Here is a 23,002-nt window from a genome sequence, read left to right on the forward strand (position 1 = left end):
GTAGGACTCCTCGATGTTCCTGCTCGCGACTTGCTTGTCATCAGACGAACATGCCCGCGAGGGGCGGGCATGTTCGTTTCCTGTTGCGTCACGCCCCGCGCTGCGGGACCGACGTCATACCGGGCACCCGGCGCGGCTCAGTTCAGCTGAGCTTGCCGTGGCACTGCTTGAACTTCTTGCCCGAGCCGCACGGGCACGGATCGTTGCGGCCGACCTTGGGCATGCCCGCCAGCGCCAGTTCGGCGGCGGCCATGGCAGTGCCGGTGCGCTGCGACGGCGCTTCCTCGACCGGCTCGCGGCCTTCGGCGAACTCGTCGTGCTTGTACTGCACGTTCTCCAGGTGCGACAGGCCTTCCTCGATCTCCTCGGAAGCCTGTTCCAGTTCCTCCGGCGACTGGATCTGCACGTTGAAGGTCACGCGGGTGACTTCGTTCTTGATCACGTCCAGCAGGCGCGCGAACAGCTCGAACGACTCGCGCTTGTACTCCTGCTTGGGATCCTTCTGCGCATAGCCGCGCAGGTGGATGCCCTGGCGCAGGTGGTCCAGCGCGGCCAGGTGTTCGCGCCAGTGCGTGTCGATGCTCTGCAGCATGACCGAGCGCTCGAAGCCGGCGAACGACTCGCGCCCGACCATCGCGACCTTGCCGTCGTAGCGTTCGGTCGCCGCCTTCATGATCAGGTTGAGCAGCTCTTCGTCCTCGATGCTCTGCGCGCCCTCGATGGTCTGCGCCAGCGGCACTTCCAGGCCCCAGTCCTCGCGCAGGCGCGCTTCCAGGCCGGCGATGTTCCACTGCTCTTCCATGGTGTCGGCCGGCACGTGGTCGCGGAACAGCTCGACCAGCACGCTTTCGCGCAGGTTGGCGACCATCTCGCCGACGTCATTGGCTTCGAGCACGTCGTTGCGCAGCTTGTAGATTTCCTTGCGCTGGTCGTTGGCGACGTCGTCGTACTGCAGCAGCTGCTTGCGGATGTCGAAGTTGCGGCCTTCCACCTTGCGCTGCGCCGATTCGATCGAGCGCGTGACGATGCCGGCCTCGATCGGCTCGCCTTCGGGCATCTTCAGGCGCTCCATGATCGCGCGCACGCGGTCGCCGGCAAAGATGCGCAGCAGCTGGTCGTCCAGCGACAGGTAGAAGCGCGACGAACCCGGGTCGCCCTGGCGGCCGGCGCGGCCGCGCAGCTGGTTGTCGATACGGCGCGATTCATGGCGCTCGGTGCCGACGATATGCAGGCCGCCGGCGGCCTTGACCTGCTCGTGCAGCGACTGCCATTCGTCCTCGAGCTGCTGGATGCGCGCGGCCTTTTCGGCGTCGGACAGGTTCGGGTCCGCTTCGATAAAGCCCGACTGCTTTTCCACGTTGCCGCCCAGCACGATGTCGGTACCGCGACCGGCCATGTTGGTAGCGATGGTGATCATCTTGGGACGGCCGGCCTGCGCCACGATCTCGGCTTCGCGGGCGTGCTGCTTGGCGTTGAGCACCTGGTGCGGCAGCTGTTCGCGCTCGAGCAGGCCCGACAGGTATTCCGAGGTCTCGATCGAGGTGGTGCCCACCAGCACCGGCTGGCCACGCTCGTAGCAGTCGCGGATATCGCGCACCACGGCGTCGTAGCGCTCCTTGCCGGTCTTGTAGATCTGGTCCTGCTGGTCCTTGCGCTGGGCCGGGCGGTTGGTCGGGATCACCACCACTTCCAGGCCATAGATCTCCTGGAACTCGTACGCCTCGGTATCGGCCGTGCCGGTCATGCCGGCCAGCTTGGTGTACATGCGGAAGTAGTTCTGGAAGGTGATGGTCGCCAGCGTCTGGTTCTCTTGCTGGACGGTCACGCCTTCCTTGGCCTCGACGGCCTGGTGCAGGCCGTCGGACCAGCGCCGGCCGGTCATCAGGCGGCCGGTGAATTCGTCGACGATCACGACTTCGTCGTTCTGCACCACGTAGTGCTGGTCGCGATGGAACAGGCTGTGCGCGCGCAGGGCGGCGTACAGGTGGTGCATCAGCGTGATGTTCTGCGGCGCGTACAGCGACTCGCCCTCGCCGATCAGGCCCTGCTGCGCCAGGATTTCTTCGGCCTTCTCGTGGCCGGCCTCGGTCAGGTAGACCTGGTGGCCCTTCTCGTCGACGTAGTAGTCGCCCGGCTTCTCGACGCCGGTGCCGTCGGCCTTCTCTTCGCCGATCTGGCGCTCGAGCAGCCTGGGGATGCCGTTCATGCGCTGGTACAGGTCGGTCTGGTTCTCGGCCTGGCCCGAGATGATCAGCGGGGTGCGCGCCTCGTCGATCAGGATCGAGTCCACTTCATCGACGATGGCGTAGTTCAGCGGCCGCTGCACCCGCTGCGACGGGTCGTAGACCATGTTGTCGCGCAGGTAGTCGAAGCCGAACTCGTTGTTGGTGCCGTAGGTGATGTCGGCGTTGTACGCAGCCTGCTTCTCGTCATGCGCCATCTGCGACAGGTTCACACCCACCGACAGGCCCAGGTAGTTGTACAGGCGGCCCATCCACTCGGCATCGCGCTGCGCCAGGTAGTCGTTGACCGTCACCACGTGCACGCCCTTGCCGGTGATGGCATTCAGGTACACGGCCAGCGTCGCGGTCAGCGTCTTGCCCTCGCCGGTGCGCATTTCGGCGATCTTGTTGTCGTTCAGCACCATGCCGCCGATCAGCTGCACGTCGAAGTGGCGCATCTTCATGACGCGCTTGCTGGCCTCGCGGCACACGGCGAAAGCCTCGGGCAGCAGCGCTTCGAGCGACTCGCCGCCGGCGTGGCGCTGCCGGAAGGTCTCGGTCATGCCGCGCAGGTCGTCGTCCGAGAGTTGCTCGAACTTCGGCTCCAGCGCATTGATCTGCGCCACCGTGCGGCGGTATTGTTTGATCAGCCGCTCATTGCGGCTGCCGAAGACTTTCTTGAGAAGGCCCGTGATCATCGATTGCTTTCACCTGCGCGGGACCGGATTGACGCCCCTGGTAAGCGGGCTCCCCGGCGGCCGGGCGAGGAATGGATAGATTGGCGCGAAACGCCGAGTTTATCATGTGCCGGGGTCACGGCCGGAACGCGCGCCGGGCCTTGCCGTGCAAGGCTGCGAATGCCAGACACCGGCCAGCGCGGGCCGACCCCGCCCCCTGCCTGCAGCAGTTTGGGGCGGGTGCGGGTGCTTCAATCCTTTCCGCCCCGGGCAGCCCCGCCGCCCCTTGCTAGAATGCAGCCATGCGCCGCTTCACCCACCACGCCCTGCAGACCGCTGCCGCCAAGCCGCTCAATGACTGGCTGGCCAAGTCCGGCCCGGTTTCCGGGCTGATGCAGACCGCGCGCCAGCTGTCCGTGCTGGAGGCCGAAGTGCTGTCGCTGCTGCCCCCCGGCATGCGCGCCGGCATTGCCGTGGCCGGGGTCAAGCGCGACGCCGTCGACGCAAACGGCCAGGTGCTGCTGTTGCTGGCGGCACACGGCGCGGCCGCGGCGCGGGTGCGGCAGGTGGTGCCGACGCTGCTGGGACGGCTGCAGCAGCGCGGCTCGCAGATCACCGCGATCCGGGTGCGGGTGCAGCCCGAGGTGCAGCGCCACGCGGACTGGGACACCGGTCCGGTCGAGCGCAAGCGCACCAGCGGGCAGATGACGCCGACCGGCCTTGCCAGCCTGGACCAGCTCGCGCGCACGCTGCCCGATTCGCCGCTGCGCGACGCGCTCAAGACGCTGCTCTCGCATCACCGCTGAGCGGCCGACGGCGATTTCCGGACAAACAAGAAAGCCGACCCCCGGGTCGGCTTTCTCGTTGCGTGGCGGGCAGGTGGCCCGGCTCAGGCAAAGGCCGGCTGCGCCTGCGGCAGGAAGGCAGCGGGCGCTTCCTCGACACGGTCGAAGGTGACCAGTTCATAGGCCTCCTGGTCCGCCAGCAGCGCGCGCAGCAGCTGGTTGTTCAGGCCGTGGCCCGACTTGTGCGCGACATAGGACCCGATCAGCGGATGGCCGACCACATACAGGTCGCCGATGGCATCGAGGATCTTGTGGCGCACGAATTCATCGCCATAGCGCAGTTCCTCGTTGTTCAGCATGCGGTGCTCGTCCAGCACGATGGCGTTGTCCAGGCTGCCGCCGCGCGCCAGGCCCATCTCGCGCAGCGCTTCCACCTCATGGGCAAAGCCGAAGGTGCGGGCCCTGGCGATCTCACGCACGTAGCTGGTGTCGCCGAAGTCGATCGAGAAGGTCTGGCCGGTCTTGTCGACCGCCGGATGACGGAAGTCGATGGTGAACGCCAGCTTGAAGCCGAAGAACGGCTCGAGCCGCGCGAACTTGTCGCCTTCGCGAACTTCCACCGGCTTCTTGACGCGGATAAAGGTCTTCAGCGCGTTCTGTTCATCAATGCCGGCCGACTGCAGCAGGAACACGAAGGACGCGGCGCTGCCGTCCATGATCGGGATTTCCTCGGCGTCGACGTCGACATAGAGGTTGTCGATGCCCAGGCCGGCGCATGCCGACATCAGGTGCTCGACGGTCGAAACGCGCGCGCCATCCTTCTGCAGCACCGACGCCAGGCGCGTGTCGCCGATGGCCGAAGCGGCCACGGGAATCTCGACGGCCTCGGGCAGGTCGACGCGGGTAAAGACGATGCCGGTGTCGGCGGCTGCGGGACGCAGGGTCAGCGTGACCTTGCGGCCGGAGTGCAGGCCGATGCCAACCGTCTTCACCAGGGATTTGATCGTGCGCTGTTTGAGCATGACAGCCTCAACTATTATAAAAATCTATCGTGGTGCTTTTTTTGATTAAGCGATTTTACCACCACCTGGAAGGTGGTGCAGCCGGGTTTTGTTTCCGGCTGTTAACACCGCATTAAGATGTTGCGAATAATCCACGTTTACCCGGATGACTGTGTCAGCCGCGCAACGCAGCCAGCACGGCGTCGGCGCTGCTGACGCGGAATTCGCCGGGCGCCTCCACGTCGAGCCGGGTCACCACACCATCGTCGATCACCATGGCATAGCGCTTGGAGCGCACGCCCATGCCGCGCGCGCCCAGGTCCTGGTCCAGGCCCAGCGCACGCGTCCATTCGGCGCTGCCGTCGGCCATCATGCGTACCGCGCCGGCGACCTGCTGTTCGCGGCCCCACGCGCCCATGACGAAGGCGTCGTTGACCGACACGCACCACACTTCATCGACGCCGGCGGCGCGCAGGTCTGCGGCATGCGTCACGAAGCCCGGCACATGCTTGGCCGAGCAGGTCGGCGTGAACGCGCCGGGCAGCCCGAACACCACGATCTTGCGCCCGCGCACCAGGTCGGCGACGCGGAAGGCGTTGGGTCCGAGCGAGCAGCCCTCGCTCTCGGTTTCGATGAATTCCTGCAGGGTGGCGTCCGGGACGCGGGAACCGACGGTAATCATGGGGCGAAGTCTCTGGGTTGTCTGAAGGATAGGACGGATGGCGGCCGGCTGCGCCGCAGCGGCGCGGCAGCGTGCCGGTTCAACAATCCGGACAGCGATCCGGACAGCGTTCCGGGTAGTGTTCCGTACTGCGGGCAACCCCAAGATCATAGGCGCCGCGCCGGCGATGCAAAAGCCGGATCACATCCGGTCGCATTCGATACACCTTGCTACAAAGACGTCCGCGCGACGCACCTGTGGGTGCGCCGCGCGGACGGCGAGACATCCCGACCGGGAAGGCGGGAAACCAGTCCGGGGAGGCGGCCAGCGGCACGCCCTGCCCGGCGACGGGATGCAGGTTGTGGCGGACGATGCGCCGTTGCGGCAGGCGGCGCGGCGCCGCCGGCTGCCTGCCGGGTCACGTCAGTCCATGCAAGGCACGCGCGGATAGGGAGCGCGCGTGCATCGCGACAAGGCGACGCGATCCGTCAGGCGGCCGGTGGAGGCACCGATGCCGAGCCGTCCGGCGCTCAGTCTGCCTGCTTGCGCAGGAAGGCCGGAATATCGTACGTGTCCACACCCTTTTCCTGCAGCGCCGCCACGTGGGCCGACGCCGATTCGCGCGAGCTGCGCCATACCGCCGGCGTGTCCAGGTTGCTGTAGTCCGGCGAGCTGTGCTGCGCAGCGGTGGCGGCCATGTTGGCCATCATCTGCACCGGCATGTTGTCCGTGCCGGTCTTCAGCAGCGTCATCGGCTGCTGCTTCTTGGCCGAGCGGCCCAGGCCGGTCGCGACCACGGTCACGCGCAGCGCATCGCTCATCGAATCGTCGTACACCGTACCGAAGATCACGGTCGCGTCTTCCGCGGCGTAGCTGCGGATGGTGTTCATGACTTCCTTGGTTTCCGACAGCTTCAGCGAACGGCTGGCGGTGATGTTGACCAGCACGCCGCGCGCGCCGGACAGGTCCACGCCTTCCAGCAGCGGGCTGGCAACGGCCTGCTCGGCCGCCAGGCGGGCGCGGTCCACGCCCGACACGGTGGCCGTCCCCATCATGGCCTTGCCCTGCTCGCCCATCACCGTCTTCACGTCTTCGAAGTCGACGTTCACCAGGCCGTCAACGTTGATGATCTCGGCAATGCCGGCCACCGCGTTGTGCAGCACGTCGTCGGCGCACTGGAAGCATGCGTCCATCTCGGCGTCGTCGCCCATCACTTCGAACAGCTTTTCGTTCAGCACCACGATCAGCGAGTCGACGCTCGATTCCAGCTCGCTGGAGCCATGCTCGGCCACCTTGGCGCGGCGCGCGCCTTCGAAGTCGAACGGCTTGCTGACCACGCCCACGGTCAGGATGCCCATTTCCTTGGCAACCTGCGCCACGATCGGCGCGGCACCGGTACCGGTACCGCCGCCCATGCCGGCAGTGATGAAGACCATGTGCGCGCCGCGCAGCGCGTCGGCGATCTGCTCGCGGGCCTGATCGGCGCAACCGCGGCCGACTTCCGGCTTGGCGCCGGCACCCAGTCCCGTACTGCCCAATTGCAGCACGCGCGAAGCGCTGGAACGCTTGAGCGCCTGGGCGTCGGTATTCATGCAGATGAATTCGACGCCCTGCACGCCGCGGCTGATCATGTGCTGCACGGCATTGCCGCCCGCGCCGCCCACGCCGACCACCTTGATGATGGTGCCGTCCATCACTTCCGTTTCGATCATGTCAAAGTCCATCACTGCCTCCGAGAAGAATCAGTCCCCAGACGATGCAGCCTCCCCGCCGCAACCCCTGGTTTCTGAACAAAAAAACCATTAAAAGAAAGAACCACGAAACCTTTGCTCAACGCGCCATCGGCTGTCCGGTAGACAAGACCTTGCGCGCGCCGTCGCATCTTCAGCCCGGCAATTTCCGCATCGATCAGAAATTGCCGACGAACCATTCCTTCATGCGGGTCCAGACCTGCTTGACCGACCCGCTCTGCACCGCCACCTTGCGCCCGCGCATCCGTTGCACGCGGCCTTCCAGCAGCAGGCCCATCACCGTCGCATAGCGCGGGCTCTTCACCACCTCGTGCAGGTTGCCGCGGTACTCCGGCACGCCCACGCGCACGGGCTTGAGGAAGATGTCCTCGCCCAGCTCGACCATGCCCGGCATCATCGCGGTACCACCGGTGATGACCACGCCGGACGACAACAGTTCTTCATAGCCCGACTCGCGCACCACCTGGTGCACCAGCGAGTACAGCTCTTCGATGCGCGGCTCGATCACCGCGGCCAGCGCCTGGCGGCTGAGCGTGCGCGTGCCGCGGTCGCCCACGCCCGGCACCTCGATCATGTCTTCCGGATCGGCGATCGCCTGCTTGGCGATGCCGTACTGGATCTTGATGTCCTCGGCGTCCGGCGTGGGCGTGCGCAGCGCCATGGCGATGTCGTTGGTGATCTGGTCGCCGGCGATGGGGATCACGGCCGTATGGCGGATCGCGCCTTCGCTGAAGATGGCGATGTCGGTGGTGCCGCCGCCGATGTCGACCAGCACCACGCCCAGTTCCTTCTCGTCCTCGGTCAGCACCGCCAGGCTCGAGGCCAGCGGCTGCAGGATCAGGTCATGCACTTCCAGGCCGCAGCGGCGCACGCACTTGACGATGTTCTGCGCGGCGCTGACGGCGCCGGTGACGATATGCACCTTCACTTCCAGGCGGATGCCGCTCATGCCGATGGGCTCGCGCACGTCTTCCTGGCCGTCGATGATGAATTCCTGCGTCAGGATGTGCAGGATCTGCTGGTCGGTCGGGATATTGACCGCCTTGGCGGTCTCGATCACGCGCGCCACGTCGGTCTGCGTGACCTCCTTGTCCTTGATTGCCACCATGCCGCTGGAGTTGAAGCTGCGGATATGGCTGCCGGCAATGCCGGTAAAGACCTCCGAGATCTTGCAGTCGGCCATCAGCTCAGCCTCTTCCAGTGCTTTCTGGATCGACTGCACGGTGGCCTCGATATTGACCACGACCCCTTTCTTCAGACCCTTGGACTCCGACTGGCCCATCCCGATCACCTCGTAGCTGCCGTCGGGGCGCAGTTCTGCGACCACCGCCGCCACCTTCGAGGTGCCGATATCGAGACCGACCAACAGGTCCTTGTATTCCTTGCTCATCGGGTTTTCTCCGCGTTCTTGCTCTTCAGTCGCGTCGGATTGTTGTTGGAAGTACCGGAAACCGCTGCCGCTGCCTGCGTAGCCCGGGCCGCCTTCGCCGCCCGCTCCGCCTTCTCGGCCCGCACCGCCGCAGCGATCTGCGCCTCGGTCAGGAAGCGGGCATTGGCGGCGCGGATGGCAAAACCATTGGGATAACGCAGGTCGGCGTAGTCGATCTGCTTGCCCCACTGCTCGGTGACCTGCGGCCATGCAGCGACGAAACGCCTGACCCGCTGGTCCATCGCAGTGCGGTCTTCATCGTTCTGCTCGCGGCCAAGCTCGACCACCATGCCGTTGGACAGCCTGGCGCGCCAGGCATAGCGGCCCGACAGCGTCACCGCCAGCGGCTCGGTATGCAGCGGCTTGAACCACTGGCGCATGACCTCGAGCTTCTCGATCACGTCGCCCTCGCTGTCCGGAGGACCGTCCAGCGCCAGCAACTGTGCGTCTTCTTCCGCCTCGGCGGTGTTGGCCACGAAGATCTCGCCGTAGGTATTGAGCAGGCGCCCGCTCTCCGGCGAGCCCCAGGTACCCAGCGCCTCGTGTTCCTCGACCTCCACAGCCAGGCCGTTTGGCCACTCGCGCCGCACGCTGGCGCGCCGCACCCAGGGCACCGACTCGAACGCCTGCCGTGCCGCGTTCAGGTCAAGCGTGAAGAAGTTGCCCGACAGCTTGCCCAGCGCGCTGGCACGCACGCTGGGGGCGTTCACGTGGCGCAGCGCACCGCCGTCCATCGGCGCGATCTCCACGTGGGTGATGGCAAACACCGGCCGCTGCGCCAGCCACAGCAGGCCGGCCGCGAGCGCCATCAGCGCCACCACGGCATAGAGCGTGGTGGCGATCAGGTTGAGCAGGCGTGCGTTATGCCACATGGTCCAGGCGGGTTCTCTGTTATTCGGGCTTCCAGTGCTCGTTCGGGTGCAGGTCCAGCGTCGCGGCGGCCACCACCTGCAGCACGAAGTCCTCGTAGCTGATGCCGGCCGCGCGCGCCGCCATCGGCACCAGCGAGTGGCCGGTCATGCCGGGCGAGGTATTCATCTCGAGCAGGAAAGGCTTGCCGTCGGCGCGCAGCATCACGTCGGCGCGCGCCCAGCCGCGGCAGCCCAGCACGCGATAGGACTGCACCGCCAGCGCCTGGACTTCCTTCTCGACTTCGGGGTCCAGTCCTGACGGACACAAGTATTGGGTATCGTCAGTAAAGTACTTATTTTGATAGTCGTAGTTCGCTTCGGGCGCGACGATGCGGATCACCGGCAGCGCTTCGGCGGTATCGCCCTCGCCCACGATCGGGCAGGTCAGCTCGGCGCCGTCGATGAAAGTCTCGGCGATGACGTCGTTGTCCAGCGCCTCGGCCTTCTCGAACGCCTCGCGCATCTGCCCGGCCGCCGTCACCTTGGTCAGGCCGATCGACGAGCCTTCGCGCGCCGGCTTGACGATCAGCGGCAGGCCCAGGTCGGCGACCACCGCGTCGAAATCCGTATCGGCATGCAGCATCGCGAAACGCGGCGTGGGCAGGTCATGCGTGGTCCACAGGCGCTTGGTGGCCTGCTTGTCCATCGCCAGCGCCGAGGCCAGCACGCCGCTGCCGGTGTAGGGCACGCCCAGTTGTTCCAGCAGGCCCTGGATGGTGCCGTCTTCGCCATAGCGGCCGTGCAGCGCGATAAAGACGCGGTCGAACTTGGCCGCGGCCAGCTCGGCCACGCCTTGCAGGCCGGGATCGAAGCCATGCGCGTCGACGCCGCGCGACTGCAGCGCGGCCAGCACGCCGCTGCCCGACATCAGCGAGATCTCGCGCTCGGCCGAGCGGCCGCCGAACAGCACGCCGACCTTGCCCAGCGACTTGGGATCGATATTGGGATGGGCGACGAAGCTCATTGCTGGCCTCCCGACTGTTGCGTCTGCTGGTGCGACACCAGCTGCCCCGGCACGCCGCCGATCGAGCCGGCGCCCATCGTCACGACCACATCGCCGGGCCGGACAGCATTCAGGATGGCCTGCGGCATCTCTTCCATCTGCTCCACGAAAACAGGTTCTACCTTGCCGGCCACGCGCAACGCGCGGGTCAGCGCACGGCCGTCGGCGGCCACGATCGGGGTCTCGCCGGCGGCATAGACCTCGGACAGCAGCAGGGCATCGACAGTGCCCAGCACTTTGACGAAGTCTTCAAAGCAATCCCGCGTACGGGTGAATCGGTGCGGCTGGAACGCCAGCACCAGGCGGCGGCCCGGGAACGCGCCGCGCGCCGCGGCAAGCGTGGCGGCCATTTCCACCGGGTGGTGGCCGTAGTCGTCCACCAGCGTGAAGGTGCCGGCACCGTCGGTGGTGGCCACTTCGCCGTAGCGCTGGAAGCGGCGGCCCACGCCGTGGAACTCGCGCAGCGCCTTGACGATGGCGGCGTCGGGCACTTCCAGCTCGGTCGCGATGGCGATCGCCGCCAGCGCGTTCTGCACGTTGTGCATGCCGGGCAGGTTCAGCACGATTTCCAGCGGCGGCTCGGTATGGCCGTTGAGCTGGCGCAGCACGGTGAAGTGCATCTGGCCGTCGACCGCGCGCGCGTCCACGGCGCGGATCTGCGCGTCTTCGGCAAACCCGTAGCGCACCACCGGCTTGGACACGAACGGCAGGATCTCGCGCACGTTGGGGTCGTCGACGCACAGCACGGCAATGCCGTAGAACGGCAGGCGCTGCGTGAATTCGATGAACGCCTGCTTGAGCCGGGCAAAGTCGTGCCCGTAGGTGTCCATGTGGTCGGCATCGATATTGGTGATGACCTCGATGACCGGGAACAGGTTCAGGAACGATGCGTCGGATTCATCCGCCTCGGCCACGATGAAGTCGCCGGTGCCCAGGCGCGCGTTGGCGCCGGCGGAGTTGAGCCGGCCGCCGATGACGAAGGTGGGATCCAGCCCGCCTTCGGCCAGCACCGATGCCACCAGGCTGGTGGTGGTGGTCTTGCCGTGCGTGCCGGCGATGGCCACGCCCTGCTTCAGGCGCATCAGCTCGGCCAGCATTACCGCGCGCGGCACCACCGGGATGCGCTTGCTGCGGGCGGCCAGCACCTCGGGGTTGTCGCCGCTGACCGCGGTCGACACCACCACGGCGTTGGCGCCGGTCACGTTGGCCGCGTCATGCCCGTGCATGACCGTGGCGCCGAGCGAGGCCAGGCGCCGCGTGGCGGCATTGCTGCCCACGTCGGAACCCGAGACCTTGTAGCCCAGGTTCAGCAGGACCTCGGCGATGCCGCTCATGCCGGCCCCGCCGATCCCCACGAAGTGGATGTTTTTGACGATATGCTTCATTGGATTGCTGCTTCGCTCACTTCAGTCCCTGGCCAGCTGGCTGCACACCTCGGCGACGCGCCGGGTTGCCTCAGGCTTGGCTAGTCCGCGCGCCAGGCGCGCCATGTCTTTCAGCTGCGGCCGGGTCAGGCTGGCGATGGTCTGCGCCAGGCCCCCGGCCGTCAGGTCTTGTTGCTGCACCAGCAGGGCCGCGCCCTGGCTGGATAAGAACTTTGCGTTGGTGGTCTGGTGATCGTCCACTGCGTGCGGGAACGGCACGAACAGCGCCGCCACGCCCGCCGCGGCCACTTCCGACACCGTCATCGCGCCGGCGCGGCAGATCACGAGATCCGCATCGGCATAGGCGCGCGCCATGTCGTCGATGAACGGCAGGGTCTGCGCCGGCACCTGTGCCGCCGCATAGTTGGCGCGCAGCGTGTCGATCTGCTTCGCGCCCGCCTGGTGCGTCACCACCGGGCGCTCGCTTTCCGGCAGCAGCGCGATCGCCTTCGGCACCACCTCGTTCAGCGCCGCGGCGCCCAGGCTGCCGCCCACTACCAGGATGCGCAGCGGACCGGTGCGCTGGTCGTAGCGCGCCTGGGGCGCATCCAGGTGCGCCAGTTCCTCGCGCACCGGGTTGCCGGTCCATTCGCCGCCGGGCAGCGTGTCCGGGAACGCGCACAGCACGCGGTCGGCCACCTTGGCCAGCACCTTGTTGGCCAGGCCGGCGATCGAGTTCTGCTCGTGCAGCACCAGCGGGCGGCCCAGCAGCGAGGCCATCATGCCGGCCGGGAAGGTGATGTACCCGCCCATGCCCAGCACCACGTTCGGCTTTACCCGGCGCAGCGCGCCGATGCTCTGCCAGAACGCGCGCAGCAGGTTCAGCGGCAGCAGGAACTTGGTCACCAGCCCCTTGCCACGCAGGCCGCCGAACTGGATGTATTCCATCGGGATGCCGTGCTTGGGCACCAGCGTGGCTTCCATGCCGGTGCGGTTGCCCAGCCAGACGATGTTCCAGCCCTGCTCGCGCAACGCATGCGCGACCGCCAGCCCCGGGAACACATGCCCCCCGGTGCCGCCGGCCATCACGAGCAGGGTGCGCGGTGCGGTCATACCTTGCCTCCGCGCATCAACACACGGTTTTCATAGTCAATGCGCAGCAGGATCGCCAACGCCACGCAGTTCATCAGAATCCCCGACCCGCCATAGCTCACCAGCGGCAGCGTCAGCCCCTTGGTCGGCAGCAGCCCCAGGTTCACGCCCATGTTGATAAAGGTCTGCCAGCCGATCCACACGCCGATGCCCTTGGCCACCAGTCCGGCAAAGGTGCGGTCGAGCTGCAGCGCGGTGCGGCCGATATTGAAGGCGCGGCGCACCAGCCAGTAGAACAGCACGATCACCACCAGCACGCCGACAAAGCCAAACTCCTCGCCGATTACCGCAAGGATGAAGTCGGTATGCGCCTCGGGCAGGTAGTGCAGCTTCTCGATGCTGCCGCCCAGCCCGACCCCGGTCCACTCGCCGCGGCCGAAGGCAATCAGCGAATGCGTGAGCTGGTAGGCCTTGCCCAGCGCGTTGCTCTCTTCCCACGGGCTCAGGTAGGCAAAGATCCGCTCGCGCCGCCATGGGGACGCCGTGATCAGCAGCGCGAACGCGCCCACCGCCACGCCGACCAGCCCGGCGAACAGCTTGCCGTTGATGCCGCCCAGGAACAGGATGCCCATCGCCACCGCCGCGATCACCAGGAACGCGCCCATGTCGGGCTCGAGCAGCAGCAGCATGCCGACCACCACTACCGCCACGCCCATCGGCAGGAAGCCCTTGGACACGGTCTGCATCCACTCCTGCTTGCGCACGGTGTAGTTGGCGGCGTACAGCACCACTGCCAGCTTCATCAGTTCCGACGGCTGGAAATTCATCACGCCCAGCGGGATCCACCGGCGCGCGCCGTTCACGCCCTTGCCGACGAACGGCACCAGCACGATCACCAGCAGGATCAGCGCGACGATAAAGAGCTTGGGCGCATACCGGTCCCACACCTTCACCGGCACCTGGAACGCCACCAGCCCGACCGACAGTCCGATAAACAGCGCGAACGCATGCCGCACCAGGAAATGGCTTTCGCGGTAGTTGGCGTAGCGCGGCGAATCCGGCAGCGCGATCGAGGCCGAAAAGACCATCACCAGGCCGAGCGCGAGCAGCACGATCGCGACCCACAGCAGGGGCTGGTCGTACTCCATCATGCGCGAACGCGTGGGCTTGACGCCCGAAACCGCGTCACGCAGGCCACCCCAGGCGTTGCCGATGGTGGCGCCGATGAAACCGCTGCGCTTGACCTGTGCCTCACTCATGGCAGGATCCCCCGGGACAGGGCCAGTTCTTCCACCGCGGCGCGGAATACCTCGGCGCGGTGCACGTAGTTGCGGAACATGTCGAGGCTGGCGCAGGCCGGCGAAAGCAGCACGACGTCGCCGCGCTCGGCCAGTTCGGTTGCCTTGGTCACGGCTTCTTCCAGCGTGGCGGCATCGGCCAGGGTCGAGCCGCTGCCCTGCAGGGCATCGCGCAACTCTCCCGCGGCCCGGCCGATCAGCACCACGGCGCGTGCGTATTGCGCCACCGGCGCGGCCAGCGGCGAGAAATCCTGGCCCTTGCCTTCGCCGCCCGCGATCAGCACCACGCGCTTGTCCAGCCCGGACAGCGCGGCCACGGTGGCGCCGACATTGGTGCCCTTGCTGTCGTCGAAATACTCGACGTCATCGATGGTGGCGACCCACTCCACGCGGTGCGGCTCGCCGCGATACTCGCGCAGGCCATGCAGCAACGCGTTCATCGGCAGGTCGATGGCACGGCACAGCGCCAGCGCCGCCATGGCGTTGGTGGCGTTGTGCATGCCACGGATATGCAGCGCATCGGCCGGCATCAGGCGCTTGTGGCGCACCGGCACGGCTTCCTCGGTAGCTTCGGCGGCCTTGCGGCGGCGCGGCTTGCCCTCCCCTTCCGCTTCCGAATCGGGTTCGGCCAGCACCAGCCAGGGCATGCCGCCCTCGCGCAGGATGCCGAAGCTGCCCGGCACTTCCGGCAGATCGATGCCGAAGGTCACCGGCTTGCGGCCCGCCCGCGCCATGTCCAGCGTGAGCCGGTCATTGCGGTTCAGCACCTGCACGCACTCGCTGCCGGCGGGCCCGAAGATGCGCGCCTTGGAGGCAGCGTAGGCTTCCATCGAGCCGTGCCAGTCAAGATGGTCCTGGCTCACGTTGAGCACGGTGGCCGCATCCGGCGCCAGCGTATGCGTGGTTTCCAGCTGGAAGCTGGAGAGTTCCAGCACCCACACCTCCGGCAGCGTGGCCGAGGCGATGCACGCCGACAGCTTGTCCAGCGCCGACGGGCTGATATTGCCCGCCACTGCCACGGTCTTGCCGGCGCGCTCGACCAGCCGGCCGGTCAGTGCCGTGGTGGTGGTCTTGCCATTGGTGCCGGTGATCGCGAGCAGCTTCGGCGCGTAGCCGGATTCGGCCTCCAGGTGCCTGAGCGCGCGCACGAACAGCTCGATCTCGCCCCACACCGGGATGCCGCGCGCCTGCGCGGCGGCCAGAAGCGCTCCGGTGCCGGCGTCCAGCGGCGACAGCCCGGGGCTGATCGCCACCAGGCCGATACCGTCGAGCAGGCTTTCCGAGAACGGCCCGCCCACGAACCCGGCCGAAGTCAGCTCGGCCTGCAGGAAGACAAGGTTGGCGGGCGCCTCGCGCGTGTCGGCCACGCGCACCGCGCAGCCGTTCAGGCCACACCAGCGCGCCATGGCCAGCCCCGATTCGCCGAGGCCTAGTACCAGCACATGAGGTTTCTGCAGCTCGCCAAACACTTCGATTTCCTGCCTTTGGTTTCCTGTTTCTATATAGAGAGCGCCGCGGTTCTGACCATCGGCGCAACCACCAACACCCCTAGCGCAGCTTCAGCGTCGACAATCCGATCAGCACCAGCAGCATGGTGATGATCCAGAAGCGCACCGTGACCTGCGTTTCCTTCCAGCCGCCCAGCTCGAAATGGTGGTGCAGCGGCGCCATCCGGAACAGCCGCCTGCCCTCGCCAAAACGGCGCTTGGTGATCTTGAACCACGTGACCTGCGCCATCACCGACAGCGTTTCGACCACGAAGATGCCGCCCATCACGAACAGCACGATCTCCTGGCGCACGATCACCGCCACCGTGCCCAGCGCGCCGCCCAGCGCCAGCGCGCCCACGTCGCCCATGAACACCTGCGCCGGATGCGCGTTGAACCAGAGGAAAGCCAGCCCTGCCCCGCCCAGCGCGGAACAGAAGATCAGCAGCTCCCCCGCGCCCGGGATATGCGGGAACAGCAGGTACTTGCTGTAGACCGCGTTGCCCATCACGTAGGCAAACACGCCCAGCCCGCCGCCCACCAGCACCACCGGCATGATCACCAGGCCGTCCAGGCCGTCGGTCAGGTTCACGGCGTTGCTCGAGCCCACGATCACCAGGTAGGTCAGCACGATGAAGCCGGCCACGCCCAGCGGGTAGCTGATCTCCTTGAAGAAGGGCACGATCAGGTTGGACTTGTACGGCATGTCGAGCGACAGCCCGCCCTCGACCCAGTTCAGGAACAGCTCCCAGACCCGCACGTTGCTGCTTTCGGACACCGAGAACGCCAGGTAGACCGCGGCCACCAGGCCGATCAGCGTCTGCCAGAAAAACTTTTCGCGGCTCGACATGCCGCGCGGATCGCGATAGACCACCTTGCGGTAGTCGTCGACCCAGCCGATGGCGCCGTAGCCGAAGGTGACCAGCATCACCACCCAGATAAAGCGGTTGCCCCAGTCGCACCAAAGCAGCGTCGAGACGGCAATCGACACCAGCACCAGCACGCCGCCCATGGTCGGCGTGCCGGACTTGACCAGGTGCGTCTGCGGGCCGATGGTGCGCACCGCCTGGCCGACCTTCAGCTCGGTCAGCTTGCGGATCACCCACGGCCCGAACGTCAGGCCGATCAGCAGCGCGGTGAGGTTGGCCATCACCGCGCGGAAAGTCAGGTAGTTGACGACCCGGAGGAAGCTGTAGTCGTTTTGCAGCCACTGGGCCAGAGCCAATAACATCGTGTTGTCTTCGTTAATGTGCGGAAGTGTCTGCGACCAGCGCAGCGACCATCCGTTCCATGCGCATGAAGCGCGATCCCTTCACCAGCACGGCGCCGGCTTGCGCCACCATGCCCCCGCTGTCTTCCTCCAGGGCCTTTGCCAGGTCCTCCGCGCTGCCGAAATGGCGGCCATTGGCGCCGAACGCACGCACCGCGTGCACGGCCAGCTCGCCGGTGCCCCACAGCGTGTCGACGCCGCGCGCCTGCGCGTAGGCGCCGATTTCTTCGTGGAACGCCGGCCCCTGGTCGCCGACCTCGCCCATGTCGCCCAGCACCAGCACGCGCGGCGCGGCGAAGCCGGCCAGCACGTCGATGGCGGCGCGCATGGAATCGGGGTTGGCGTTGTAGGTGTCGTCGATGACCACCGTGCCGCCCGGTGTGTACTTCACCTGCAGACGGCCCTTGACCGCCTGGAAGCCGGCCAGCCCCGCCTGGATCGCCGGCACGTGCACGCCCGCGGCCAGCGCGCAGGCGATAGCCGCCAGCGCGTTGCGCACGTTGTGCTCGCCCAGCAGCGCGAGCCTGACTTCAAACGCATGGCCCGGCGCGCGCACCTGCATCACCTGCGCGCCGTCGACCAGTGCCATGGTGGCGTGCACATCCGCGCGCTGCGAGGTGCCGAACGACAGCGCGCGGCGCGCACCGGCGGCCTCGCGCCAGACCGGCGCAAAGGCACCGCCGCTTTCCTCGTCGAGCGGGAACACCGCCACGCCGTCCGCCGGCAGCGCCGCCAGCGCGGCCGCGTGTTCGTGCGCCACGGCTTCCACGCTGACCATGAATTCCTGGTGCTCGCGCTGCGCGTTGGTGATGACCGCCACGGTGGGCTGGGCGATGCCGGCCAGGTAGACGGTCTCGCCCGGATGGTTCATGCCGAGCTCCAGCACCGCCAGCTTGTGCGTGGCGCGCAGGCGCAGCACCGTCAACGGCAGGCCGATGTCGTTGTTCAGGTTGCCGCCGGTGGCCAGGCGCTGGTCCTCGCCCACCGCCGCGGAGAAGATCGCCGCGATCATTTCCTTGACCGTGGTCTTGCCGTTGCTGCCGGTCACCGCCACCGCGGGCAGCGTGAACCGGCGGCGCCAGCCGGCGCCCAGCTCGCCCAGCGCGATGCGGGTGTCGGGGGCGACGATGGCCGGCACGCCGGCATAGTTGCTGGTAGCCGCGTCGCGGCTCACCAGCACCGCAGCGGCGCCCTTGGCCACCACGTCGGCGATGAAATCATGCGCATCGAAGCGCTCGCCCTTCAGCGCGACGAACAGGTCGCCGGGCTCGACGGTACGGCTGTCGGTCTGCACGCGCGAGAACGCAACGGCGCCGTCGCCACAAACGCGCGCGCCGGCGATCCAGCCGGCGGCGTCCTGCAAGGTAGTCATGGTGGTCTGGCTCATGCCGATACTCCACGGGTGGCAAGCGCCAGGCGGACATGCTCGCGGTCGGAGAACGGGCGCTTGCGCCCCTGGATCTCCTGGGTGGCCTCGTGGCCCTTGCCTGCCACCAGCACCACGTCGGCCGGGGCCGCATGCTTGATGGCGTAGAGAATGGCCGCGGCGCGGTCCTCGATCTGGCGGCCGCGCGCGCGGTCCGCCATGCCGTCGGAGATCGCGTCAAGGATGTCCTGCGGGTCCTCGCTGCGCGGGTTGTCGCTGGTCAGGATGACGTCGTCGGCCAGTCGTTCGGCCACTGCGCCCATCAGCGGGCGCTTGATTGGGTCGCGGTCGCCGCCGCAGCCGAACACGCACCACAGGCGGCCATGGCGCGCCTGCGCCACCGGGCGCAGCGCGGCCAGCGTCTGTTCCAGCGCGTCGGGGGTGTGGGCATAGTCGACCACGGCGAGCGGGCCCAGCGCGGCATCGCCACCGTTGGCGCCGAACAGTTCCATGCGGCCCTCGACCGGCGTCAGCGCGCGCAGCGCGGCCAGGGCCGCATCCCACGCCACGCCGTTGGCCAGCGCCGCGCCCAGCACCGCCAGCAGGTTGCTGACGTTGAAGGCGCCGATCATGGGCGTGGACATCTCGGCGCTGCCGAAGTTGCCGTCGATATGGAAAGCGGTGCCGTTGGGCGTGGCGCGCACGTTGGTGGCGCGCAGCCATTCGCCGCGCGGGCGGCGCACCGTGGCGGCGCCGGGCCCGTCGATGCCGTATTCGATCACGTGCGGCGCGGCGATCGCGGCCGCGTCCGCGGCCAGCAGCCGCTGGCCCATGGCGTCGTCGCGGTTGACCACCGCGGTGCGCAGGCCGTCCCAGCGGAACAGGCGCTCCTTGGCAGCCTCGTACTCGGCCATCGAGCCGTGGTAGTCGAGGTGGTCCTGCGTCAGGTTGGTCAGCACCGCCACCGAGAAATGCGTGCCGGCGACGCGCTCCTGCTCGAGGCCGTGCGAGGACACTTCCATCGCCACGGCACGCGCGCCGGCATCGTGCAGCGCCGCCAGGCTGGCCTGCAGCTGCACCGCGTCGGGCGTGGTGAAGCCGGTCGCCTGCAGGGCGCCGGGGAAACCGGTGCCGAGCGTGCCGACGGTCGCGCATGGCGTGCCCGCGGCCTGCAGCACGCGCGCCAGCCACTGGCTGCACGAGGTCTTGCCGTTGGTGCCGGTGATGCCGGTCACGGCCAGGCCGCGCACCGGATTGCCGTGCCAGCCGGCGGCGATCGGGCCGGCAAGCTGATGCAGGTTGCTGAGCGCCAGGTGGGGCACGACATCGCCAAACGGCCAGTCGAAGCCGTCGGCCTCATAGACGATGGCGCCGGCGCCGGCCGCGATGGCCTGCTGGATATACGGCCGCCCATCGGTGGTCAGGCGCTCGTTGCCGAGCACGTAGGCGAAGAACACGTCGCCGTGCGCCAGCCGGCGGCTATCGCCGGTCAGCTGCGCCGAAGCGGCCACGTTGGTACGCAGCCAGGCCAGCGCGTTGCTGGCCTGGGTGGTCACCTCGAGCGGGAGCAGGGGCTTGGCCGTCATTGGGTCGCAGTCCACGGTTCGCTTTCCGGCACCTTGTCGCTGACCACCAGCTGGCGGATCGGCGAATCGGGCTGGACATTCAGTGCGCGCAGCGTGCCGCCGGTGATGGCGGCGAACGCCGGGCCGGCTACCAGGCCGCCATAGTGGCTGCCGGCGGTGGGCTCGTCGACGCTGACGGCGACGATGATGCGCGGGTTGGACATCGGCGCCAGGCCGATGAACGAGGCGCGGTACTTGCTGCGGTTGTAGCCGCGGCCTTCGTGCTTGTAGGCGGTGCCGGTCTTGCCGCCGACGCGGTAGCCCATCACCTGCGCCTCGGGCGCGGTGCCGCCGGGCGCGGTCACGGTTTCCATCATGGCGCGCACGTCGCGCGCCACCTGCGGCGACAGGATGCGCTCGCCGGTGGCCGGGCCGTTGGTGCGGAACATGGTGACCGGGATCAGCTCCCCGTCGTGCGCAAAGATGGTGTAGGCATGCGCCATCTGGAACAGCGACACCGACAGGCCGTAGCCGTACGACATGGTGGCCTGCTCGATCGGACGCCAGCTCTTGAACGGGCGCACGCGCCCCGCCACCGCGCCGGGGAAGCCGATCTTGGGCGCCTGGCCCAGGCCGATGCTGGTGTACATGTCCCACATCTCCTGCGGCTTCATCAGCATCGCGATCTTGGTCGTGCCGATATTGGACGACTTCTGTATCACGCCGGTGACGGTGAGCGCGCCGTAGTTGTGGGTATCGGTGATGGTGGCGCCTTCGAACTGGTACTTGCCGGTGGTAGTGATCACCGTCGATGGCGTCACGCGCTTGAGCTGCAGCGCCAGCCCCACGGTGATCGGCTTCATCATTGAGCCGGGCTCGAAGGTGTCGGTCAGCACGCGGTTGCGCAGCTGCTCGCCGGACAGCCGGGTGCGGTCGTTGGGGTTGTAGGTGGGCCAGTTGGCCAGCGCCAGCACCTCGCCGGTCTGGGCGTCGAGCACCACCGCGCTGGCGGCCTTGGCCTTGTGCTTCTCGACCACGGCCTTCAGTTCGTTGTAGGCCAGGTACTGGATCTTGGCGTCGATCGACAGCTGGATGTCCTCGCCGTCGCGCGGAGTCTTCAGGATGCCGATATCCTCGACCACGCGGCCGAGGCGGTCCTTGATCACCTGGCGCGCGCCGGCGCGGCCGGCCAGCCCGGTCTCGCGCGCCAGCTCCACGCCTTCCTGGCCGCGGTCCTCGACGTTGGTGAAGCCCACGATATGCGCCATCGCCTCGCCTTCCGGGTAGAAGCGCTTGTACTCGCGGGTCTGGTGGATGCCGTCGATCTTGAGCGCGGCGATCTTGTCGGCGACGTCGGGCAGCACCTGGCGCTTCAGGTAGACAAAGCCCTTGTCTTCCGACAGCTTCTTGCCGAGGTCTTTCTCGGACATGCCGAGCAGCTTGGCCAGCTGGCGGATCTTGGCCAGCTCGACCTGGTTGGGCACGTCCTCGGGCACCGCCCAGATCGCCTTGACCGGCAGGCTGGTGGCCAGCACCAGGCCGTTGCGGTCGAGGATCTTGCCGCGCGTGGCCGGCAGCTCCAGCGTGCGCTGGAAGCGCTTCTTGCCCTCGGCCTCATAGAACTGGTTGCCCGGACCCTGGATCCATGCGGCGCGCAGCGCCAGCGCGACAAAGGCCGCGAACATCAGGAACACCACCAGCTTGGAGCGCCACATCGGCAGGCGCAGCCCCAGCACCGGGCTGGCCGAGAACTGGCCGCTGCGCGGGCGCGACGGGGTGCCGCTGCCGTTGCGGCCGGGCGGGTTGGGTCGGGCCATGCTCATTGGCGCGCCTCCGCCTCGCTGGCCGGCGCTGGCTGCGCCGGCGGCAGCACGATGCCCGACAGGTATTGGGTCTTGCCGGGGTTGGCCGGCGCCATCTTCAGCTGCGCGCGCGCCGCGTCGGCGATGCGCGCGCTCTTGCCAAGCGAGCTCTGCTGGTACTGCAGGCGCGCCCAGTCGATGTCGAGCTGGCGTTCTTCCCCCTGCGCCCGCTCCAGCGCCACGAACAGCGTGCGCGCCTGGTGCTGCGCGCTCACCAGCGAAAGCGCACACAGGATCAGCGCGGCCAGCAGGAAGAAGGTCAGGCGGTTCATGCGCGCGCACCTCCGCCGGCCGGAGCCAGTTTCTCGGCCACACGCATCACGGCCGAGCGCGCGCGCGGGTTGGCTGCGATTTCCTCGGCGCCGGGCTTGGAGCGGCCCAGCAGGCGCAGCGTGGGTTGCGGCAGGTCGGCCGCGCGCAGCGGCGCGCGGCGCAGGGCCGGGTCGGCATCCTGCTGGGGACGGGCGTGCGCCGCCATGAACCGCTTGACGATGCGGTCCTCCAGCGAATGGAAGCTGATCACCACCAGGCGTCCCCCTACCTGCAGCAGGTCATAAGCCGCCTTCAGCCCTCTTTCGAGGTCCTCAAGCTCTTGATTGACGTGAATCCGTAGAGCCTGAAAGGTGCGGGTCGCAGGGTCCTGGCCCTTCTCGCGTGTTTTGACGGCTTTCGCCACGAGCGCGGCAAGGTCGGCAGTAGTGGCGATGGGTCCGCCATCGCCGGGTTCGCGCCGGCGAGCAACAATCGCCTTTGCAATCTGTACAGCAAACCGTTCTTCCCCATAGTCTCGTATCACCCTGGCAATGTCCTGCTCATCCGCCTGCGCCAGCCACTGCGCGGCGGTGATGCCGCGCGTGGTGTCCATGCGCATGTCCAGCGGGCCCTCGAAACGAAAGGAAAACCCCCTCGCCGCCTCATCGATCTGGGGCGAGCTGATCCCCAGGTCGAGCAGCACGCCGGCCACGTGGCCGCGCCCGGCCAGGCGCTCTGCCATGTCCGCAAAGCTGGCGTGCTCAATGGAGAAGCGGGCATCCCCGATGGTGCCCGCTTCTGCGATTGCTGCTGGGTCCTTGTCGAACGCGACCAGGGCCCCGTCTGGGCCCAGCCGGGCCAGTACCGCCCGGCTGTGCCCTCCCCTGCCGAAGGTGCCGTCCACGTAGACGCCGCCCGGGCGCCAGACCAGGGCGTCGACGGCCTCGTCCAGCAGCACGGTGCGATGGCGCAGGGCGGGGGTTGCCGGCGTTCCGGTAGGACTCAT

18 protein-coding genes are annotated in these 23,002 nt (G+C 67.7%); 1 reads left to right on the forward strand and 17 read right to left on the reverse strand.

Going from position 1 to position 23,002, the window contains the following annotated elements:
* Nucleotides 1-142: 142 nt before the first annotated feature.
* Nucleotides 143-2,920 carry a preprotein translocase subunit SecA gene (secA, locus tag AC5WJ1_RS14775; RefSeq protein WP_494476192.1) on the reverse strand — a complete coding sequence of 926 codons (2,778 nt, stop codon included), beginning with the start codon at nt 2,918-2,920 and terminating at the stop codon, nt 143-145.
* 281 nt (nt 2,921-3,201) lie between these two features.
* Here secA and AC5WJ1_RS14780 point away from each other — a divergent pair, with 281 nt between their 5' ends.
* Nucleotides 3,202-3,705, forward strand: coding sequence for a DciA family protein (locus tag AC5WJ1_RS14780; protein WP_133098000.1), 504 nt, complete (start codon nt 3,202-3,204; stop codon nt 3,703-3,705).
* A gap of 83 nt (nt 3,706-3,788) precedes the next feature.
* Here AC5WJ1_RS14780 and lpxC read toward each other — a convergent pair whose 3' ends face one another.
* From lpxC to rsmH, 16 genes are all read right to left on the reverse strand, one after another.
* Entirely contained in the window at nt 3,789-4,706 is a 918-nt protein-coding gene (gene lpxC / locus AC5WJ1_RS14785; RefSeq protein ID WP_494476193.1) for a UDP-3-O-acyl-N-acetylglucosamine deacetylase, read from the reverse strand.
* 154 nt (nt 4,707-4,860) lie between these two features.
* Nucleotides 4,861-5,367: a peroxiredoxin gene (locus AC5WJ1_RS14790; RefSeq protein ID WP_133097999.1), complete on the reverse strand. Its 507-nt coding sequence runs from the start codon at nt 5,365-5,367 to the stop codon at nt 4,861-4,863.
* A gap of 509 nt (nt 5,368-5,876) precedes the next feature.
* Nucleotides 5,877-7,070 carry a cell division protein FtsZ gene (ftsZ, locus tag AC5WJ1_RS14795; RefSeq protein ID WP_063241547.1) on the reverse strand — a complete coding sequence of 398 codons (1,194 nt, stop codon included), beginning with the start codon at nt 7,068-7,070 and terminating at the stop codon, nt 5,877-5,879.
* 184 nt (nt 7,071-7,254) lie between these two features.
* A complete protein-coding gene (gene ftsA, locus AC5WJ1_RS14800) occupies nt 7,255-8,487 on the reverse strand; it encodes a cell division protein FtsA (RefSeq protein WP_012353950.1) in 1,233 nt (410 codons plus the stop codon).
* Nucleotides 8,484-9,398: a cell division protein FtsQ/DivIB gene (locus AC5WJ1_RS14805; protein ID WP_133097998.1), complete on the reverse strand. Its 915-nt coding sequence runs from the start codon at nt 9,396-9,398 to the stop codon at nt 8,484-8,486. Before AC5WJ1_RS14805 ends, ftsA begins: the two co-directional genes overlap by 4 nt.
* A gap of 19 nt (nt 9,399-9,417) precedes the next feature.
* Complete coding sequence (locus tag AC5WJ1_RS14810) at nt 9,418-10,401, reverse strand: D-alanine--D-alanine ligase (RefSeq protein ID WP_133097997.1); 984 nt, start codon at nt 10,399-10,401, stop codon at nt 9,418-9,420.
* Entirely contained in the window at nt 10,398-11,825 is a 1,428-nt protein-coding gene (murC, locus tag AC5WJ1_RS14815) for a UDP-N-acetylmuramate--L-alanine ligase (RefSeq protein ID WP_133097996.1), read from the reverse strand. Before murC ends, AC5WJ1_RS14810 begins: the two co-directional genes overlap by 4 nt.
* Before the next feature lie 21 nt (nt 11,826-11,846).
* Nucleotides 11,847-12,917 (reverse strand): undecaprenyldiphospho-muramoylpentapeptide beta-N-acetylglucosaminyltransferase, encoded by a 1,071-nt coding sequence (gene murG, locus AC5WJ1_RS14820; RefSeq protein WP_135705976.1) that lies wholly within the window; start codon nt 12,915-12,917, stop codon nt 11,847-11,849.
* A complete protein-coding gene (gene ftsW / locus AC5WJ1_RS14825) occupies nt 12,914-14,155 on the reverse strand; it encodes a putative lipid II flippase FtsW (RefSeq protein WP_133097994.1) in 1,242 nt (413 codons plus the stop codon). Before ftsW ends, murG begins: the two co-directional genes overlap by 4 nt.
* A complete protein-coding gene (gene murD, locus AC5WJ1_RS14830) occupies nt 14,152-15,663 on the reverse strand; it encodes a UDP-N-acetylmuramoyl-L-alanine--D-glutamate ligase (RefSeq protein ID WP_133097993.1) in 1,512 nt (503 codons plus the stop codon). Before murD ends, ftsW begins: the two co-directional genes overlap by 4 nt.
* A 79-nt stretch (nt 15,664-15,742) precedes the next feature.
* Nucleotides 15,743-16,912 carry a phospho-N-acetylmuramoyl-pentapeptide-transferase gene (gene mraY / locus AC5WJ1_RS14835; protein ID WP_133097992.1) on the reverse strand — a complete coding sequence of 390 codons (1,170 nt, stop codon included), beginning with the start codon at nt 16,910-16,912 and terminating at the stop codon, nt 15,743-15,745.
* Nucleotides 16,913-16,925: 13 nt separating this feature from the next.
* Entirely contained in the window at nt 16,926-18,338 is a 1,413-nt protein-coding gene (locus AC5WJ1_RS14840; protein WP_135705978.1) for a UDP-N-acetylmuramoyl-tripeptide--D-alanyl-D-alanine ligase, read from the reverse strand.
* A complete protein-coding gene (locus tag AC5WJ1_RS14845) occupies nt 18,335-19,903 on the reverse strand; it encodes a UDP-N-acetylmuramoyl-L-alanyl-D-glutamate--2,6-diaminopimelate ligase (protein WP_135705979.1) in 1,569 nt (522 codons plus the stop codon). Before AC5WJ1_RS14845 ends, AC5WJ1_RS14840 begins: the two co-directional genes overlap by 4 nt.
* Complete coding sequence (locus tag AC5WJ1_RS14850; RefSeq protein WP_133097989.1) at nt 19,900-21,705, reverse strand: peptidoglycan D,D-transpeptidase FtsI family protein; 1,806 nt, start codon at nt 21,703-21,705, stop codon at nt 19,900-19,902. Before AC5WJ1_RS14850 ends, AC5WJ1_RS14845 begins: the two co-directional genes overlap by 4 nt.
* A complete protein-coding gene (gene ftsL / locus AC5WJ1_RS14855; protein ID WP_133097988.1) occupies nt 21,702-22,016 on the reverse strand; it encodes a cell division protein FtsL in 315 nt (104 codons plus the stop codon). Before ftsL ends, AC5WJ1_RS14850 begins: the two co-directional genes overlap by 4 nt.
* The gene (gene rsmH, locus AC5WJ1_RS14860) at nt 22,013-23,002 is read right to left on the reverse strand and encodes a 16S rRNA (cytosine(1402)-N(4))-methyltransferase RsmH (RefSeq protein WP_133097987.1); all 990 of its coding nucleotides are present in this window, start codon (nt 23,000-23,002) and stop codon (nt 22,013-22,015) included. The genes ftsL and rsmH overlap by 4 nt, the downstream gene beginning before the upstream one ends.

The organism is Cupriavidus sp. MEYA8 (assembly GCF_059278825.1).